At 36.9% G+C, this 16733-nt stretch carries 13 protein-coding genes and 1 tRNA gene; 8 read left to right on the forward strand and 6 right to left on the reverse strand.

Annotation, left to right across the window (positions count from 1 at the left end; genetic code table 11):
• Positions 1 to 67: 67 nt before the first annotated feature.
• Positions 68 to 144: transfer RNA gene (locus C0Z22_RS04740), tRNA-Met, on the reverse strand.
• Positions 145 to 235: 91 nt separating this feature from the next.
• Between C0Z22_RS04740 and tilS the strand changes: the two genes are divergently transcribed.
• The 6 genes from tilS to C0Z22_RS04770 all read left to right on the forward strand — a co-directional run bounded on the left by tilS (position 236) and on the right by C0Z22_RS04770 (position 7338).
• On the forward strand, positions 236 to 1393 hold the full coding sequence (tilS, locus tag C0Z22_RS04745; RefSeq protein WP_158246813.1) for a tRNA lysidine(34) synthetase TilS: 1158 nt from the start codon (positions 236 to 238) through the stop codon (positions 1391 to 1393).
• 144 nt (positions 1394 to 1537) lie between these two features.
• A complete protein-coding gene (ftsH, locus tag C0Z22_RS04750) occupies positions 1538 to 3448 on the forward strand; it encodes an ATP-dependent zinc metalloprotease FtsH (RefSeq protein ID WP_103217196.1) in 1911 nt (636 codons plus the stop codon).
• A 6-nt stretch (positions 3449 to 3454) separates the two neighbouring features.
• Entirely contained in the window at positions 3455 to 4300 is an 846-nt protein-coding gene (locus tag C0Z22_RS04755) for a dihydropteroate synthase (protein WP_103217197.1), read from the forward strand.
• A gap of 61 nt (positions 4301 to 4361) precedes the next feature.
• Complete coding sequence (locus tag C0Z22_RS04760) at positions 4362 to 5300, forward strand: serine protease (RefSeq protein ID WP_103217198.1); 939 nt, start codon at positions 4362 to 4364, stop codon at positions 5298 to 5300.
• Positions 5301 to 5303: 3 nt separating this feature from the next.
• A complete protein-coding gene (locus C0Z22_RS04765) occupies positions 5304 to 5696 on the forward strand; it encodes a glyoxalase/bleomycin resistance/dioxygenase family protein (protein WP_021267033.1) in 393 nt (130 codons plus the stop codon).
• A 241-nt stretch (positions 5697 to 5937) separates the two neighbouring features.
• A complete protein-coding gene (locus C0Z22_RS04770; RefSeq protein WP_103217199.1) occupies positions 5938 to 7338 on the forward strand; it encodes a S8 family peptidase in 1401 nt (466 codons plus the stop codon).
• Here the strand turns inward: C0Z22_RS04770 and C0Z22_RS04775 are convergent.
• The 3 genes from C0Z22_RS04775 to C0Z22_RS04785 form a co-directional block, all read right to left on the reverse strand.
• Positions 7325 to 7942 (reverse strand): response regulator, encoded by a 618-nt coding sequence (locus C0Z22_RS04775; RefSeq protein WP_103217200.1) that lies wholly within the window; start codon positions 7940 to 7942, stop codon positions 7325 to 7327. The genes C0Z22_RS04770 and C0Z22_RS04775 overlap by 14 nt on opposite strands.
• Positions 7943 to 8051: 109 nt before the next feature.
• Positions 8052 to 8732 carry a response regulator transcription factor gene (locus C0Z22_RS04780; RefSeq protein WP_158246814.1) on the reverse strand — a complete coding sequence of 227 codons (681 nt, stop codon included), beginning with the start codon at positions 8730 to 8732 and terminating at the stop codon, positions 8052 to 8054.
• An 86-nt stretch (positions 8733 to 8818) separates the two neighbouring features.
• Complete coding sequence (locus C0Z22_RS04785; protein WP_103217202.1) at positions 8819 to 9790, reverse strand: D-glycerate dehydrogenase; 972 nt, start codon at positions 9788 to 9790, stop codon at positions 8819 to 8821.
• A 153-nt stretch (positions 9791 to 9943) separates the two neighbouring features.
• Here C0Z22_RS04785 and C0Z22_RS04790 point away from each other — a divergent pair, with 153 nt between their 5' ends.
• Positions 9944 to 11305 carry a S8 family serine peptidase gene (locus C0Z22_RS04790; protein ID WP_103217203.1) on the forward strand — a complete coding sequence of 454 codons (1362 nt, stop codon included), beginning with the start codon at positions 9944 to 9946 and terminating at the stop codon, positions 11303 to 11305.
• 38 nt (positions 11306 to 11343) lie between these two features.
• On the opposite strand, the gene C0Z22_RS04795 is transcribed toward C0Z22_RS04790, so the two are convergent.
• Entirely contained in the window at positions 11344 to 12948 is a 1605-nt protein-coding gene (locus C0Z22_RS04795) for a hypothetical protein (protein ID WP_103217204.1), read from the reverse strand.
• Positions 12949 to 13023: 75 nt separating this feature from the next.
• A complete protein-coding gene (locus C0Z22_RS04800) occupies positions 13024 to 15225 on the reverse strand; it encodes a penicillin acylase family protein (RefSeq protein WP_103217205.1) in 2202 nt (733 codons plus the stop codon).
• A gap of 83 nt (positions 15226 to 15308) precedes the next feature.
• Here C0Z22_RS04800 and C0Z22_RS04805 point away from each other — a divergent pair, with 83 nt between their 5' ends.
• Complete coding sequence (locus C0Z22_RS04805) at positions 15309 to 16655, forward strand: KamA family radical SAM protein (protein ID WP_103217206.1); 1347 nt, start codon at positions 15309 to 15311, stop codon at positions 16653 to 16655.
• The last annotated feature ends 78 nt before the right edge of the window (positions 16656 to 16733 follow it).

Raw genomic sequence — 16733 nt, forward strand, 5'->3', positions numbered from 1 at the left:
GAACAAACACTGATTTGTTATGTCTAAGAAGTAATTTGTAATTTATTGGAATTAGATAAGAGGAGAATGGTGCGAAAGGGCAGATTTGAACTGCCGACCTACGGGATATGAATCCGTCGCTCTAACCAACTGAGCTACATTCGCACATTTCGATTGATTAGGATATTAATGACTTGCGCCTCGTATGTCAATATTATAATTTATCAAAAAGTTAAATTTTGTGAAAATAATGGCAATGAATCTAAAACCTAAACAAAAAAAATCACATTCGCTTGAAGCTAAGATGATTTCTCATTTTAAGAAATTCAACGTTGATATGGGCCTTGATCTATCTCGACCTATGGCCGTTGCCTGTAGTGGTGGCGTTGATTCTATGGTTTTAGCGCATCTACTGGTTCAAGCAGGGGCCAAGAAACTTAGACTTCTACATATTGATCATGGCACAAGAAAAGAGATTGAAGACGAAGTTGAGCTGATATCAAGTTTTGCTAACAGACATGGCCTCGAATTTAAGACATATAAGGTTGAACACTTATCTTTAAAGACAAGGAATTTCGAATCTATTGCACGCCAAAAAAGGTATCAACTATTATTGTCCAATCTAGCAGCGGGAGAGTTACTTCTTACTGGTCATCATCTTGATGACTGCTTTGAATGGTCACTTATGCAGCAGTTTAAATCTTCGGCAAAGCAGATTGATTTAGGTATGCCGTATCGTAATGGCTATATTTATAGGCCACTTTTTGCATTCTCTAAGAAACAGATTCTCATGTATGCTAAATTGGCCAGGCTAGAGTGGCTTGAAGATGCCTCTAATAAAGACCTACGCTACGAACGCAACTTTATAAGAAGTCTTGTTGCAAATCAGATTGCTCCACGCTTTCCTGGACACCTTAAACACTATTGTAATCGCATGAATAAGCTGAAAATGATTAAAAAAGAGCTTAGTCGTGCACAAGACTTCAAGGTTATTCAGCGTCAGTGGGGGATCGTGATTTCATATAATGGTGAAATTAGTGAGGGCATTGAGCAGGCAATTCTTTCACAATCTCATTCATCAAAAGGGCGAACTCATTCACAGTTTGATAAGCTACGCTCTCTTGTAAAGTCTTCGAGTATTGGGCCATTAAGCTTTAGCGGTGGGCTACGAGTATTTAATTTTAAAAATCATTTGGCCGTGGTCAAGAAAGGTCATAAGATTAATTTTAGCATTAATCATTCGCAGATTCCTGAAGGCGTTCCATTTCTATCAAATAACACTAATACTAAGCATTCGCTTAAGATTTGTCCGATAGCTGATAGGGATGGGAACCTAAACAAGTTCTTTTCTGAAATTAGTCTTCCAGTTCATTATTCATGGCGTAAAAGCGGTAAAGTTTTAGTTTGGCTTTAAATTACTAGGCTTGACACTCACTAAAATGATACCATTTTAATAACTATAAGGTTACAATATAGCTTTATATTTTATTAAGAATTGTAATTAGTTAGTGAATATTTGATTAATAGTTAATTTGAAAATTAATTAAAAAGGATTTTAATGAAAGGACAAAACAAAACACTCCTCCTATGGATTATCTTAATCCTTATGTTTGCGGCCATCGCTAAAATTTCTTCTGAAAGCCGCCAGGCATACAAGCCTGTGACATACCCGGACTTTGTTAGTGCAATTAAAGGCAAACATGTTGATAAAGTTGTTCTAAAGGGTAAGGACAAGATCTTAGGAAAGTTTAAGGACGGCTATGAGAATGGAGCTTGGTTTGAAGCGACAGGAACGACAGGTGCCGAAACTTTTAAAATTTTAGAAACTCACGGAATCTATCCAGAGTACGAAGCGGAAGAGAAACAAAACGTTATCACAACTTTCTTGCTGCACTGGGGACCGATGATTTTCCTATTCCTCATTGTTATTTTCTTCCTTCGCCAACTTCAATCAGGTGGTGGCAAGGCAATGAGTTTTGGAAAGTCTAAAGCACGTATGCTTTCTCCACACGATAAGAAAGTTACATTTTCTGATGTATCAGGTGTAGAAGAAGCAAAAGAAGAACTAGAAGAGGTTGTAGACTTTCTTAAGGATCCAAAGAAATACACTAATCTTGGTGGTAAGATCCCTAAAGGTGTAATTCTTGTAGGTCCTCCTGGTACAGGTAAAACTCTTCTTGCAAGAGCTGTTGCTGGTGAAGCAGGTGTTCCATTCTTTTCTATTTCAGGTTCAGACTTCGTTGAAATGTTTGTCGGTGTTGGTGCATCTCGTGTACGTGACCTATTTGAACAAGGTAAGAAGAATGCTCCTTGTATTATCTTCATTGATGAGATCGATGCTGTTGGACGCCACCGTGGACACGGTATGGGTGGTGGACACGATGAGCGTGAACAAACACTAAACCAACTTCTTGTTGAAATGGATGGTTTTGAATCAAATGAAGGTGTTATTCTTATTGCGGCAACAAACAGAATTGACGTACTTGATAAGGCCCTTCTTAGACCTGGTCGTTTTGATAGACGTGTAACTGTTGGACCTCCAGATGTTCGCGGACGTCTTGGAATCCTAAAGGTTCATACAAAGAAAACTCCACTTGATACAGCTGTTGATCTTGAGGTAATTGCAAAGGGGACTCCTGGATTCACAGGTGCAGACCTTGCAAACCTTGTTAACGAAGCTGCTCTATTTGCTGCTCGTTACGGTAAGAAGGTTCTTCAAATGATCGATTTCGAACAAGCAAAAGATAAGGTTCTAATGGGGCCTGAAAGAAAGTCGATGGTACTTTCTGATCTAGAAAAGAAAGTAACTGCATACCACGAAGCAGGACACACTCTTGTTGGTATGAATCTTCCAAAGACTGATCCTATCCATAAGGTTTCTATTATGCCTCGTGGAGGAGCTTTAGGTGTGACGCAAACTCTTCCAAACGAAGACATGCACAACTTAACACTAGAGAAAGCTGAAAACTTCATTGCTTTCCTAATGGGTGGACGCGTTGCTGAAGAAATCGTTTTTAACGAAATCTCAAATGGTGCTTCAAATGATATCGAAAGAGCAACTCAACTTGCTTCTAGTATGGTTTGTTCATGGGGGATGAGTTCTAAAATGGGACCTCGTAACTTCCATCAACCAGGTAATTCTCCATTTGGTTCAACTGCACCAAGTGAAGGTGTAGGGTACTCTGAAGAGACAGCACGTGAAATCGATACAGAAATCACACGTTTCTTAGATGAGAACTATAAAGTTGCTAAAAAGATTTTAACTGATCACCGTGATGCACTTGATAGAATTGCTGAAGGACTAATTGTTTGGGAAACTCTTGATTCAAAACAAATTCAGTCTTTAATCGATGGTGAAGATATTGGTGTTCCTTTAGTTGAAGAGGTTAATAACCAACAAGCACCTTCTCAAAAAGCAGCAGGTGAGTCGACAATTTCTAAACCAATTGACGATCCAAAATTAGCATAATCTAAAATGACTAAAATATCTTTTTTAGGGGTAGTTAACACTACCCCTAATTCATTCTCTGATGGCCACTTAAATCTCGATCAAGACTATCAAATCAAACAATTAGAAAAGTTTAAAAACGCCAATTACGGTATCGATATTGGTGCTGAAAGTAGCGCTCCATTTAATGATCCTGTCTCCTTACAAGAAGAATGGGCCAGGCTTGATTCGTATTTGTTCCAGCACCTTAAGTATCTAAATGAATTTAAAACGATTTCAATTGATACCTATAAGCCTGAAACAATGAGGCTGTTCTTAGACAAGTATGCTAAAAAGTTTGAACGTATTATCTGGAATGATGTTTCTGGTGTTATCGACGATAAATGTATAAAACTTTTAAAGGATTATCCAACGATTGAGTACGTCCTTTGTCACACTCTCGTTCCTGGCCGCGATAAGACTCTTGAGCATATGAATTACTTGGATCCTAAGCTCAATGCTGACTCTCTAAAGACTTTTTTCAAGCAGGCAATGGATAAGCTTCAAAGCTCAGGCATAGCTTCTGAGCGAATCATTTTAGATCCTTGTTTTGGCTTTTCAAAAACCACAGATCAAAATCTAAATCTATTAGATGAATTACATGAGATTCAAACAATATCTAAGCGTTGGCTCATTGGCATTTCCAAGAAGTCTTTCTTGCGTCATCTTATTAGCTTAGAGCGCCCAGAGATTCGAGATGATAAACAGGCCTTACTGGCCGCGAGTGAAGGTCCGCACTGGATGTATCTTGGCCAGTTTGCACGTGATTTCAACGAGGTAGATGATCTTATTTTCCGTGTTCACGAGGTTGGAAAAATTACAAAAATTACGTAAATACTCGTGTTTATCAGCTTTTTGGCCTATATATATGAACATTATTTTATAAAGGGCCAAAATGAACAAATTAAAAGTATTATTTTCTATTACTTCACTTTTTATTTCATTCAATGCTTTTGCATATCTTACGCCAAGTATTTCAGATTTAATTGATAATATTGATAAGGCCATTTATGGTGATCTTGATATCGTTGATGTCAATGCAGGAACGTTAATGCATTCTCCTGTTGCAAAGATAAATGCTCACTCGAGTGCTATTGTTGTTAATCGTTGGAGTTTAAACGAAGTAATTAGCGGTAGGCTATTTTCTATAACCGGTTCTGATTTCACAAAGAATGCACGTCTTTGTGAGGGGGAAGAGAAGTTTCTTGACCAGAAAGCGTATGGAAAGTGTAGCGCTGTTCTTGTTGGGCCAAAGCAGGTTCTAACGGCCGCACATTGCATTCAAAATGTTCAAATCGCTTGTGATCGTAAAAGCTTTATCTTTGATGCACGTGAGGATCTTGGAAGTAGTAATGCAACTCAATACTTTGTGAAATCTCAGGTATATAACTGCAAGAAGATTCTTGCCTATAACCAAAGTCGCGATAAGACATTTGATTACGCACTAATTGAGCTAGATCGTACAGTTGAAGGTGGTAGAAAGCCTGTGGAAGTAGAAGAAACTAAACTTGAAGTTTCAGATGAAGTCTATATGATTGGTCATCCAAACGGTTTCTTATCAAAGTATTCTTATAATGGTTTTGTCAGAGATATTGATCCTTTATTTTATATCACTAATCTAGACGCTTTTGGTGGCAATAGCGGTGGGCCAGTATTTTCAAAAGAAAGTAATAAGATGGTTGGCCTTCTTATTCGTGGCCATGATGATTTTGAGTGGGATACTAAAGCTAAATGTAACCGCGTTGTTCACTGCCAAGAAGATGGTTGTGATGGGGAATACGTATTAAAAATCAATGCCATTATTGACGATATCGAAAAGGCCCGTAATAATTAAGAGATGAAATTAGGTCACATCGTTTTATTTAGCTCAAATGCTCATTTAACTTCCACTTTTTTAAGTGAAGTTTTTGATCTTGAAGTTGAAGGAGCGTCTGACTCAGTTGTTGTCTTTAACGATGAGTTACGATTTCTCGTGGTTGAACGTCCTAAACTTGCCCAAGTTGGTAATAATATCGTTTTTGATTTTGTTGTTGATAATTACGATGAGTTAATTGAGCTACAAAAGAAGGTTGAGTTTGTAAACTATCGACTAGAAAGCTCTGGTGAAAACCTTAATATTCTCTCTAATGAAAAGATACCTGAAATACTTGTGCATGAAGGTGTGCAATTCTTCTTTATAACTGATCCAGACAATCGTCGTTGGAAAGTTACCTTAATTGAGTCCAATTAAATCAAGCCTAATTTTTTTAAGCTAATTTAAATTTTATTTAAGTCACAATTCTGACACCTTTTTCTTCGCAATTTGGCCCTAGCGTGTGTCATTTTGACAGGTAAATGCTGGGATGTAGCTGATATCGTAAGATGAACAATTGGCACGGTTTGTGCTTAGTATATAGTAGTTGCCTCAGGCAGGATGCCACAGGCCTTTCTTTATATAAGATATATAAGATCAAAGAACTCAAGGATTGAGTATGCGACTTTTAGTACTTGCTTTGGCCGCCTTCAGTGCGGCCAATATTTCGGCCGATTTTATCATTAAATACAAAGATGGAAGTGTCGAAAAATCAAAAATTAATCCAAGCTCACAATTTTCTTCATTCGCTTTAAGTGACGACGTTGAATACGTGGAAGAAGATTTAAGGCTCTTTGCTAATGGTGGTGAGTACAACGACACTTACTATCCTAGTCAGTGGCACTTCACAAATTACCTCGACAATACTTTCTATCATGCACGAGAGTATGCAACTTCTGAAACAGATACGAGAGTTAATGTAGCAGTTATTGATACGGGGATAACAGACCATTTTGATCTAAATACAAATGTGGTAGGTGGTTATGATTTTATATCCGACTCTGATAATTCAAGAGATGGAGATGGCCGTGATGCAAATCCAAATGATGAAGGGGATTATGGCTCTGCTACTACTGCATGTAATTCTGGAACAAATGCATCAACGTGGCACGGTACACACGTAGCAGGAATTATTGGAGCAAGCTCTAATAATAGTTATGGTGTCGTTGGGGCCGCCAAAAACGTTAATTTAGTGCCACTTCGAGTTTTAGGAGCATGTGGTGGTCTTACTTCAGATATTGCTGATGCTCTGAGATGGGCCGCTGGCGGTAGTGTTTCCGGAGTCCCGGCCAATCCTTATCCTGCCCGTGTTGTAAATATGTCTTTAGGTGCACGTGGTAGTTGTAGTCGTTACATGCAAGAATCAATTGATTTTGCGCGCTCTAAAGGTGTTGTTGTTGTGGTTGCAACTGGAAATTCAAATGCAGACGCTTCTTTTTATACACCATCAAATTGCCGTGGAGTTTTAAGAGTTGGTGCCGTTGCAACAACACGTGCTCGCTCTTCCTATTCAAATTATGGCCGTATTGTCGATATTGCTGCTCCAGGGGATAGTATTTTATCGACTGTTAACAGTGGACAATCAACACAAGGAACAGCTGTCTTTTCAAGAATGAATGGAACTTCAATGGCCGCTGGCTTTATATCAGCAACTGCCGCAATGATCTTTCAAGCAAATCCTTCTTTATATCCAGATCAGGTTAGAGATATCATCACAAGAACAGCTGTTGATTATTATTGCGATCGCAGCTCTTGTGCAAAAGGTGCTGTCGATGCATACGAGGCAGTATCTCTAGCATTTTCGACAACTCCTAATGCAAGTTTCCGTTATAACGATCCCGTTCTAGTAGGTGGAACAGCTGCTTTAAACGATAGCTATAGTAGTGGTAAAAGTGGTGGAGGAGCCTGCGGAACGATTGAAGATGTTAATAATAGTGGCAGCGGTGGAAATATGCTAGCTGGACTTCTTTTGATTATGGCAATTGTCGTAGCTCATCGTATTAAACTTATGAGGCCTTAACGGGACTGCATTCGACTTCAATATTATTGTCGACTATTTTACAGCTATCAACTTTATAAATTTGAGCTCTCGAAGAGTGACCATCTAATTTAATAATGGCATTCCTTGGAATCTCTTCCTTTGTTAAAAGCTTTAAGTGTTTATGATCTTTTTCAACGACACGATAACCTTGAACAACATCACTTATTTCAAATACCTCTATAATATCTCGACCGAGTCTATTTTCATCATTGATTATTTTATTAATCTGGTTAATCACAACATCAAAGCCTTGTTGTTTGAGTACAAAGAGATCGATACCTTTGCGTGCGGCCTCCTCTATTACTTGGCTGTCATTTTCATTTGTTACTAAGATAAAACTCATTTCTTTATCAAGTAATGAAATCTCATCGTACAATTCAATTCCATCCATCTGTGGCATCATATAGTCGCAAATAATATAAAGCTTCTCTCCGCGATTAAGCTTAATTGTTTGTATATCTTCAATGGCCTTAAATGGATTAGTGTGAAAACGAACATGTGAGTTAAATGTGTTCTCGAGGCTAGTGGCAAGGAGCTTGGCAGTTTCGTAGCAGTCGTCAATAACCATGATATGCTTTTTCATAGGAACAGTATAATTGACTTAAGTGCTACCATAGGGATAAGTCGTCTAAATTTAGCTTAATTTAGATTAAGTAAGACGTTATTTAAACAGTCTGTAGGCCTATTAAGACCTACAGTGATACCTCTTGAATTTTGTAACCTTCACCGTAAACACTTCTGATGATAAAGTTAGAATTTTTGATCTTCTTTCTAATTGAACTTATATAAGTATCAATCATGCGATCGTTAACCTTATGATTATCAGGAGCGATATGATTGAGGATTTTCTCTCTCGCCAAAACATTTTGCTCATTTTTTAGAAGTAGATGAATTATTTTGAACTCTGAAGATGTAAAATGAATTCTTTCTCCACGTATTTTAACTTCTTGAGATGGGATATTAAGAGCAATGTCGCGGTAATTAATCACTTCAAGTGCATTCTCATTGTTAACAGACTTAAGAGTTGTGCTAATAATGCTTTTAACTTCTGAAGGCTCAAATGGTTTACTGATAAAGTTTATGCCACCAAGTTGATAACCAGTTACTCTTGTATTCACATTATTCTTTGAAGAAATGAAAACAATTGGTGTATCTTTAAGTTCATCATTCATTTTTAATTGCGAGCAAATTTCAAATCCAGATTCATTTTGTAATAGTATATCTAAGAGGATTAGGTCTGGCTTTTCTTGCCAGGCCGTCGCAATGGCCTCATCCTGATTACTTGCTTCAACGATATTATAATTACTTTCTAGTAGCGCCCTAAGCAGGTCTCTAATTTCTTGATCGTCATCGATTATTAATATTTTTTTCATGAATAACTCCTTTATATTCATGAATATAATGTATAAATATATCAAAAAATCTTCAGCTTAATTTAGGTAAACCTTATATAAAATTCTTAAACACTTGTTTTTAAATCTTCGTTATTTGCAAAGCTTTGAATATTATCAAAAATGAGCTTGGCCATATCAGAACGTGCAACATCATTTGCTGAACCAATATGTGGAAGAATGAAGATATTGGATAGTTCTCTTAAAGGAGAGTTACTACTTAGTGGCTCGTTACAAACAACGTCAAGACCTGCCTGTGCTTCTTCATTATTTTTAAAGAAGTCATACATTGCATTTTCATTTATAATTTCACCTCTTGCCGTATTAATTAGAATTAAATCTTTCTTCATTAATTTAAAGGCATCGTGACCTAAAAGCTCATGTGTTGACTGACTATATGGACAATGAATAGAGATGATATCACTTTCTTTTAAAAGTGTTTGAAGATCAACATAAGTTGCATTGCACTCATTTTCAATTTGATCTTTCTTGCTTGGGCCAGTGTAGAGAATCTCTTGGTTAAATGCGCCCTTACACATTTTTGCAAATTGAGTCCCGATTCTTCCTGCACCAATAATTCCATGTTTTAAATCAAATAAAGATTTTCCAATAAAGCCTGCTGGCTCCCATGTTTGCCATTCTTTATTAATTACATTTTGTCTTGCTGCTTCAATTTTTCGTGCACTACAAAGCATCAGTGCCATCGCAAGCTCTGCCGTGGCCTTTGTGAGAACATTGGGCGTGTTTGTGACAGCAATATTATTTTTTCTACAGTAATCAATATCTATATTATTAAAACCAACTGCATATTGAGAGATGAGTTTAAGTTTTGGAAGTTTTTCTAAAGTTTGTGCATCAAATTTATTGCTCAGCATTGAGATAATAACATCACATTCCTTTGCATTTTCGACTATGTCATCTTGAGTGATTGTTCCATGTTTTAAACGATCCCAAATTTTAACTGTATGGCCTTGTTCTTTTAAATCTTGGAATAGGGGACCTTTGATGACATCTGTCGCAAATATCGTTAAATGACGCATGACTTCCTCTGCTGTATTTGAGTTCTTTATACTATATAGTATTTGTTCTATGTAAGACGTTGTAAGCTATCTTCATTTTACATATGCAATCTACATTTTAAAATAGATAATAGAGCTTAAATTTAATCAAAATATATTTCATTGGAGGAAATTTTGAAAATATTAGCAAATATATTAGCAGTAGCACTTTTATCAAGTGCGACAAGTGCTGCAACAATCGCAATTATTGATTCTGGTACAGATATGATGCATGAGCAGATTGCTCCAAAAGCATGGATTAATGAACTAGAAATTCCTGGTAACGATCGGGATGAGGACCGTAATGGTTATCAAGATGATGTCTACGGTTGGAACTTTGCAGAAAGTAATAATCAAGTTATCGACTATAAGTACCTTGGTACTTTAAATGATGACATGGTTAAGTTCTTTGAGCTTCAAGAGAAGTCAATGAGAGGAACAATTACTGAAGAAGAGGTTACTTGGATAAGAACGATTGTAAAAGACGAAGACTTCATTAAGAGAATGACTGTGTATGGAAACTTTATGCACGGAACACACGTCGCTGGTATCTCTGCTGTAAAATCTGATGATGCTAAAATTCTTGCAGTTAAGCTTATTCCAACAGAGGTTAAGCTTCCTGGTCAAAAAATTGCTGTTAATTCATTCTTAGGTGGATTTGTTGAAAAACTAATTAAGGCAGGAATTGATCAACTTGCAAAAGCACAGACTTCAACATTTAACGAAATTGCTTATTATATCGCAGACCATGGAGCACGTGTTGCAAATGGCTCTTTTGGTACAGGTTACCCACAAGCAAAAATGATTGTTGAAACTGTAATGAAGACTTTTTCAAAGAAAGAACCAAATCCAGAAACGGTTGATATGTATGCGAAGTACTTTCTAAGTGCTCTTGTTAAAAACTCTCAATCAATGCTTCAGGCTGCTCCAAATACATTATTCGTTTTTGCAGCAGGTAATGATGGCCTTGATAATGATGTTTTCCCAACTTCACCAACAAATATTCAAGGTGATAATGAAATCTCTGTCGCTGCAACAATTGATTACGATCAACTAGCTCCATTTTCTAACTACGGTGCGAAGATGGTTGATGTTGCTGCTCCTGGTGTAGGAATTCTTTCTAGTGCTCCAGGAAATAAATACATTAAAGTATCAGGAACATCACAAGCAGCTCCATATGTTGCTGGTGTTGCAGGTAAGGTATTTGATATCAATCCTGAACTGACGCCGCTACAAGTAAAGAGAATTATTCTTGAAACAGTTGATGTAAAAGGCTTCCTTGCTGGAAAAGTAAAAACATCTGGTGTTGTGAACTCTGAGCGTGCACATCGTGCTGCTGTTTTATCTCTAACAGTTTCAGTTGATAATGCAATTGCATCAGCGAAAAATGAAGTTTTAGATATGGAGTCACCTCGTCTTGAAAAAGGTGTAAAGAAGCCTATTTATATTGAAGGCTCAATTCTTCCACTTCCATCTAACTTTGTTATGTCAAAGTAATTAATAAAAAAGGCCGCTTTAAGCGGCCTTTCTTCTTCTTATAATGTTTCTTTTAATTCTTGTATTGTTCCTCTTTTGGCCGTTCCAAAATCCGGAGTCTTTCCCTTTTGCTCAAGCTCTTTTTTCTTAAGTCCTTTCATGTAGACGACAAGACTTAATTGATTTTTACGAGTAGGGTCTTCTATTTGATTGATGAATGTTTGTACTAAATCAAAGCCATACATTGCAGGCTTGCCCATCACAAGGTTTACATCCCATTCAATTCCTTGCTTGTCTTCATTAGGATTTGTTTCATAAGAGTATTGAATAAGTTCCGTACAAACGAAACGAGAATACGAATTTCCATTGAATGAATAATCATACTTCTTTCCAATACTTTTAAATGTACGCTCTAGTGCAAGCGCCTTATCTTTCTTTGTTAGGTTAGGTCGAAGAATAACCAAATTATCCCAGGCCATTGATGGACCTAGTTCCATAAAAACAACACCTGGCTTGAGTCCTTCAAGTGTTACATATGGCCTACCCTGTTTTTCACTATCTTCATATTCTTTCATAGACTCAGGATATTTCTCTTTTAAATACGATATATAGTCCTGGCATTTCATGAATTCGCTAACGCACCTTTTTGCAAAAACTTCATTTGTTTCTATATCGTCTTTAAAGTAATTATTAAATTTAGAATACTTTCCAATAAACATTAGGCCATGGGTCCAGTTACCTTTAAATACAAGATTAGATAACTTTCCATATCGTTGGATTGCACCAACGTCTCCTGGTTCAAATTCTGCCTCAGAAATTTTCTTGAGCTCATCGACTTTTATTGCATGCTTAATAGGCAGGGCAATATAGCTAAAACTTTTTAAAATAAATTCTTTAATATTGTAGAAAATTGTATAGCGGCCAGCATTCCAACTTGTTTCTCTAAGTAAGCTTTTAAATGAAGTTAGCTCTTGGCGAGATTCTTCAATATCATTTTCAATATCTTCAACAAGAAGCTTTAGGCCCTTATCGTTACCTGCAAGCTTTAACACTTCATCGTTGAGATTGTGAAAATCTGTGATTGTCGCAGCTTTAATGTATCTCAGTTGATAGCGATTATATGGAGCTGAGATATGATTTCTGCCTGTCTGATTATTTACACGATTGGAGTCGCTTAATTGACGTTTTGTTTCTTTGAAATCTGCTTCAAAATGTTTCGACTCGTAATTTATATCTTCAAAGTCATCTGAAAAGACTGAGATAAAGTTTTCACCTGACATCATCATGTAGTTCATAAGTGACAGCATTGCTTTGTACTTGGAAGTACGAATTCTTATAAGCTCTAGTGCCTTGGCGTTATTTTTCTTTCTTATATGATGAGTGATTTTTTCTACTGCTTCATCATGTACATGTAGTAAGTAGTCGAGTTGTTCGTAGGCCGCTATTAATTCAAGTCTCTCGTGGTAGCGAACAATATAACGTGGAGTAAAAGTCGTTTGATAGGCAATGTCTTTTGTCTCATAAACGAAGTCCATCAAAGCAGCTTGAAGCTGCTTATCATATGAGGCCGCAGACTTTTGAAAGTCTAAACTATTATATTCTTTTGCCTTAATTGTTAAAGGCAGTGACGAGGCAATTAGTAGCGATATAAATAGAGTTTTCATTCTCTCTTTATAGCAAATTTATTTGAATAGCAGCTTTGGCCTGTAAAGCTTACAGACCAAGTATTAATAGGTTAGTCACTTACCATTCGTGATGACATTGTGGCGGTAAAGCCCATTAATCCAGTTACTTACATCACTTTTGTAGTTATTTGAGAACCTGCGATCACTTAGGCCTCCTGGTAAGACTGTGTAGACGTCTGCTTGATTGTGGTCAGTAACCATTTTCCATGAAGGTACAAAAGAAGTCGTCCTACCATGGGCCTCATAGACTGCCCCTTGGGTAATGGTCGATCGGTTGCCTGGTATTTCAACATTATCAATATCAAAGCCTAGGAAAGCAGGGAGTTTTCCATCAAATAAAATATGCTTCATCTTATAACGATTCTTATCTCCCCAGCGCATATTCTTTGGTGCTTGGAGTTGACTTTTTTCTAGTGCTTTTTGAATATAGTGTTCTTTTTCTTTTTTATCTTTAAACCAAATATGGTCAATATCATTTGTTAGGAAAATACGATCAAATAAACCGTAGAAGTCAGCGATAATTGACGTTTCATCCATACAATAAGTTGTGACTTGTTCTCCTAGAAGGTGATCACTAAAGAAGTCTTTAAGTAGGGTGCGATAGAAATCTTCAAATAAAGTTGCTTCACAATTGTCGACATCATAGTTGCGCTTCCAATTTATTAGGCGTTGGCCTATCTCATTCTTTTCAAAGACTGAATGAAAAACGTTAATATAAAGATCTGCTTGTCTTGAGAATGTGTCAGATTGCATCTTTTTAAACATTTCAACGTTATGATCTTTGTTGCCAATCAATAGCTCTTCAATTCTATCTTTTCGATAAGATGCCATCGGCGCATTGATGGCCGTTGGGAATTGCTCATGCTGAATTCGATTATTAGCAGTTGCAATTATTTTAATATCAGGGTTTTTGTAATGATATAGCTGATTGCCTTCATGATAACCTTGCCAGATATTTTGCTTAAAATAACCTTCAACAGGGTATAGGCCAGAATGGGCCCTCTTTGGAAGTACTCCAGATTGATGGTAACCAATATTTCCGCTTGAATCTGATAATAGCCAATTACAGCTAATGGCCACATTAGAAACACATGCGAATAAATCATCGACATTTTTTGCGTAGAGAAGATCTATGATGGCCTTTAGTGTTTTTGCGCCACCTCTTTTTCGACATGACCACGCCATCGATAAGTAGTGTCCATCAGTTATGCTCTCTAGCTCACTATTGACTTCAAGAAAGCCAGCATGAGTTTCACGCATATATATTTCAACATCTTCTTTCTTCTTTCTTTTAATGAGATCTCTTCTTATTTTGAAATCAAATAGGTTTGATTCAAAACGATACTTATTGTCACGGACCTCTTCAATGAAGTGATCTACCATATCCATGAAGCCGTATGTGAAAGAAAAGGCCGTATCATCACTTCTTCCCATAACAAATCCTGGTACACCAGGCATAGAAATACCAAAAAAGTTACCAACATTTTTTATGTTGGCCTTCATTTCATACCAAATTGCAGGAAGTCGATTACATTCTAAATGCGGGTCACAGGCATGTATTGCATGTCCCTGCATATTTGAAACCCAGTTATTTGAAGCTTGAATCTTTGGAATGTTTTTTAAAAATTTATAACTTTCAGGAATAAGTGGATTGTAGATTCTAACTTTATTAACAAGATTAACTTCACTATCTGTAATTGTATCAAGAGCACCTTTGGCCAGTGACTTAATTCTTTCGACCTGTGTTTGTTGATCGTTTTTGTCGTCTAATTTTTGCGCGTTCTGTAGTAATTGAATAATTAATTTCTCTAGATCCTGTTGCCCTTGGGCTAGTCCTAGAAAGCTCATTGCTTTAATTGTTAGGATTGTATCACTTATTGTCCACGCACTTGGTTTGTGGCCAAGAATTTTGAATTCAAAGGGATAAGCTTCGTGAATGGCCTTATTTATCCCATCTACATAGTGTGTTAATAAGCTATTTGTTTCTTCATCAATATTTTGTACTTCTTCTTTAGCATAGTGATTAATACCCAACTCACGCATATACTTATCAATTGCAAAAGTTTCCTCACTATCTTTAATGCACTCACACAAACGACCTTGTGCGATTAGACGCAACATCTCCATTTGCATTAAACGATCTTTGCCGTGATAGTAACCTTGAGCGAAGAGAAAAGAGTTGACGCTCTCGCATGAAATCTGTCTAGTGACATTATCTAAAACATCTGAGGTATAATCTAAATTAGGTTTTTCCATATATTAATAATGACACGTTTAGCGTTTCCTAAAAAGGAATTTTTTAGGATATAATATGTAAAATTACATTCAAGGATTATTTTATGACGACAATTGATCAAGGCGTAGATCACTCGAAGATTCCAGATTTAGAACACAGAAATTTTAGAAATGATGACTTTTGGAAACAAATTCCTGCTTGGGAAAATGTTACTAGAGGTGAGTTCTCAGATCATATGTGGCAACTTAAGAATTCGATTCGAAAAATTGACCAAGTTAAAAAAGTTCTTGGTGATAAAATTTCAGATGAGTTTTTTGAAGAACTAAAGCAAGGTCAACATATAACTCCAATGAATATTCGTATCACTCCATATGTATTTGCATTAATTGATTGGGATGACCCTGTAAACTGTCCTTTAAGAAAGCAATTCCTTCCTATTGGATCTCAATTCCTAGAAGATCACCCTATGCATATGGCCGACTCTTTAAGTGAAGATGTCGACTCACCAGTTCCAATGCTTACTCACCGCTATCCAGATAAGGTACTTTTTCTACCTCTAACAATTTGTCCAGTTTACTGTGCTTATTGTACACGCTCTCGTGTTATTGGTGGCTCTACTGAGACTGTTGAAAAAGAATCATATGGTGCAAATCAGAAGCATTGGGATAATGTATTTGCATACCTTGCAGCTCACCCAAAAGTTGAGGATGTTGTTATCTCTGGAGGGGATGCATTCATGCTTAACCCTAAGCAGATTCAATACATTGGTGAAAACTTATTAAAGATCCCTCATATTCGTCGTATTCGTTATGCTACGAAAGGGATTGCAATTTTTCCACAAAAGATCTTAACAGATGATGCGTGGATGGAAGCGCTTATTAAGGTTAATAACCTTGCCAAGGGTTTTGGAAAACAAATGATGATTCATACTCACTTTTCTTCTCCACTTGAAATTACGAAATGGTCTCAAATGGCCATGGAACGTCTTTTTAGCGAAGGCATCCTTGTTCGTAACCAGGCCGTACTTCAAGAGGGCGTAAATAATCATGTTGATACGATGGTTCTATTAACTCGTAAGCTTGGTTATATGAATATTCAGCCGTATTATGTTTATATGCACGATATGGTACCTGGTTGTGAGCACTTCAGAACAACTCTTGCTGAAGGTGAAGAGCTAGAAAAGGCCGTTCGTGGTACGACTGCTGGTTTCAATACTCCTACTTTTGTATGTGACCTTCCTGGAGGTGGTGGAAAACGCCATGTTGCTTCTTATGAGTACTATGATCAAGAAAATGGAATCTCTGTTTGGCGAGCACCTTATGTTAAGCCAGATAAGTTATTCACTTATTTTGATCCGATTCATAAATTAGCACCAGATGCTAGGGATCGATGGAAAGATGCGGCCACTCGTAAGGCCATGATTGACGAAGCAATCGCTAAAGTTAAGTAAAAGCTAAGTAAAAGCTAAGTATCTAATATTACACTTGTGTGTGGCATTAAGTTGGCACACGCAAGTTATTGATTTTCC

Source organism: Halobacteriovorax sp. DA5, from assembly GCF_002903145.1.
In the GTDB taxonomy this organism is placed as follows: domain Bacteria; phylum Bdellovibrionota; class Bacteriovoracia; order Bacteriovoracales; family Bacteriovoracaceae; genus Halobacteriovorax_A.